Raw genomic sequence first — 2,572 nt, forward strand, 5'->3', positions numbered from 1 at the left:
ACGTGTGCTATTCCTTTATTGGGGCGTGCGAGACGACCGCGACGGCGCGGTCGTGCTCGGCCGCGTCCACCCGCACGGCGTTGCCGCCGCACAACGAGATCAGCCCCTCCACCGCGGCCACCGCCCGCGGGGACGCCTCGTCCGTGGGGCAGTACGCCCACGGACGGCCGAGGAACAGGTCCGCGCGAGCCGCCGCCGGGCCGGACCGCTCGCGGCCCGCGAGCGGATGCCCCGCGACGTACGACGACAGGTCGCAGCCCAGCTGGGCGGCCTGGGCCAGCGGCAGCGCCTTCACGCTCGCCACGTCGGTGTAGAAGCGGGCGCTGTCGCGCTTTTGCAGGTCGAGCAGTTGCTGGGCGACGAACTGGGGCGGAACCGCGACGACCGCGACGTCCACCCGCCGCTCACCGGTCCAGTCCTCCCCCGCGCCCAGCTCACGCGCCAGCCGTACGGCTCCCGCGTCCCGGTCGGCCAGGAAGACCCGCACGTCCCGCTGCCGCAGCGCCAGTGCGATCGACGTGCCGATGAGGCCCGTCCCGACAACGACCACACTGCCGATCCCGGCGTCCTCGATGGGAGTCATCGCGCTCTTCCTGCCGTCGCCGTCCTCGGACACGCTGTCCTGCGACGGATGTGTCGTGGGTGGATGGGTGATGGTGCGCGGGTCCCCCGGTCCGGGCCCGGTCCCGGCCCGGTCCGGTCCGCCGGGGACGCCTACTGGGCGATGTCCACGCGCAGCGCGACGGCGCCGCGCAGGTACACGTGCTGGATCTCCTGCCGGGGGCGGTCGGTCTGCACGTGGGCCATCAGCCGCACCACGCGCGGGAGCGCGCCCGGCACGTCGATCTCGGTCGCGCACAGCAGGGGCACGTCGTGGAACCCGAGCTTGCGCGCGGCCAGCGCGGGGAACTCGGCGGTGAGGTCGGGCGTGCACGTGAAAATCACGCTGATGACGTCGTCGGTCGTGAGGTTGTTGCGCCCCATCACCTCGGTCACCAGCTCGGTCGTCCCGGCGAGGATCGCGTCGCGATCGTTGCCGTCGACCTGGATGGCTCCGCGAATCGCCCGCACCATGTCGTTCCCCTCTCGCTGGGACGGGCCGGTCTCTTCCCGGGGGGATGAGTCCGGCCCGTCTACATGCCTTAGCCAATTCTGCCCGACTTGCGGCTTTCGCCTGCTGCGGCGAAAGGCTACAGTCCGACCGCCGCGTACAGCTCACCGATCTCCTGCACGGTGAGCGCGCGCACGGTTCCCGGCTTGAGCCGGCCGAGCTTGACCGGGCCGAACTCGATGCGGGCCAGGTCGATCACCCGGTGCCCGACCGTCTCCATGAGCCGCCGGACGATGTGCTTGCGGCCCTCGTGCAGGACGACCTCGACCAGCGCCTGCTGACCGTGCTCCTGCACCACCCGGAACTCGTCCACCTTGGCGAGCCCGTCCTCCAGCTCCACGCCCTTGCGCAGCACCTTGTGCAGGTCGCGCGCGACAGGACCCGGCACCTTGGCCCAGTACTTCTTCTGCACGCCGTAGCTCGGGTGGGTCAGCCGGTGGGCGAGCTCCCCGTCGTTGGTCAGCAGCAGCAGGCCCTCGGTCTCGGTGTCGAGCCGCCCCACGTGGAACAGCCGGGGCGCGAGGTCCTGCACGTAGTCGTTCAGGCACGGCCGGCCCTCGGGGTCGTCCATCGTGCTCACCACGCCGATCGGCTTGTTGATCGCGTAGTAGACGGTGTCGGAGGACGTCGGGATGCGCTTGCCGTCGACCCGGATGACCTGCTTGGCGGGGTCGACGCGGGCGCCGAAGCGGCGCACCGTCTGGCCGTCCACGCTCACCCGGCCGTCGCCGATCATCTCCTCGCAGGCCCGGCGGCTGGCCACCCCGGCCTGGGCGAGCACCTTCTGCAGCCGCTCGCCGCCGGGCACCTCGGTCGTGTCGCGCTCGTCGGTGTAGTTCTCGTCGTAGAAGTCCGGGTCACGCAGCGGCTGACGGGCGGTCTTGAACGGGTTGCCCGCCGGGCCGCCCGCGCCGGCGCGCCTGGGACCGCCGGCGGGCCGGGCCGCGCTCCGTGAGCCCGCGCCCGCTCCCGCGCCGCCGGAACGGCCACGCGTGCCGCCGCCCAGGCGGCCGATCGTCTGCACCTCGTCGCGGCTCGCCCGGCCCCTGCCGCCGTCACGCCCCGCGCGGTAGTCGCCGCGCCCGGGCCGCGCGCCGCGCGCCTCACGGTCGCCGCCCGCCTCGCGGCCGTCGCGCCGGGGCGCGCGGTCGCCGCCGAAGCTCCGGCTGCCGTACCTGTCGTTGTCGCCGGTCCTGCCGCCGCCGCGCTCCTCGTCGCGGAAGGCCGGCCGCCCGGTCGCGCGCCCCTCACGGGACGTCTCGTAGCCGCCGTCGCGGTCGCGCGGCCGATCCCGGCCGGCCTCGGGCCTGCCGTAACGGCCACGGGATCCGGCCCCCTCCGTGCGGAACGGGGGCCGCTCGGCGGAGTAGCCGTCCCGCGCGCCGCGCTCCCGGCCGGCGCCGCGATCACGGTCGAAGCCGCGCTCGGAACCACGGCCGCCCTCACGGTCGAAGCCGCGCT

3 protein-coding genes are annotated in these 2,572 nt (G+C 74.1%); all 3 read right to left on the reverse strand.

Annotated features, from left to right (window positions below):
* Positions 1-7 precede the first annotated feature (7 nt).
* Positions 8-616: a prephenate dehydrogenase gene (locus tag AB0J39_RS39135; protein ID WP_363474223.1), complete on the reverse strand. Its 609-nt coding sequence runs from the start codon at positions 614-616 to the stop codon at positions 8-10.
* A gap of 98 nt (positions 617-714) precedes the next feature.
* Positions 715-1,074, reverse strand: a complete 360-nt coding sequence (gene aroH, locus AB0J39_RS39140; RefSeq protein WP_193203012.1) for a chorismate mutase — start codon at positions 1,072-1,074, stop codon at positions 715-717.
* A 116-nt stretch (positions 1,075-1,190) separates the two neighbouring features.
* Positions 1,191-2,572: pseudouridine synthase (locus tag AB0J39_RS39145; protein WP_363474225.1), on the reverse strand; the 1,382-nt coding region annotated here is incomplete at its 5' end.

Source organism: Microbispora sp. NPDC049633, assembly GCF_040675265.1.
GTDB lineage: Bacteria > Actinomycetota > Actinomycetes > Streptosporangiales > Streptosporangiaceae > Microbispora > Microbispora maris.

Bases quoted from the DNA above. Each gene is read 5' to 3' on its own strand.
- aroH (WP_193203012.1), bottom strand. From the start codon at position 1,074: ATGGTGCGGGCGATTCGCGGAGCCATCCAGGTCGACGGCAACGATCGC.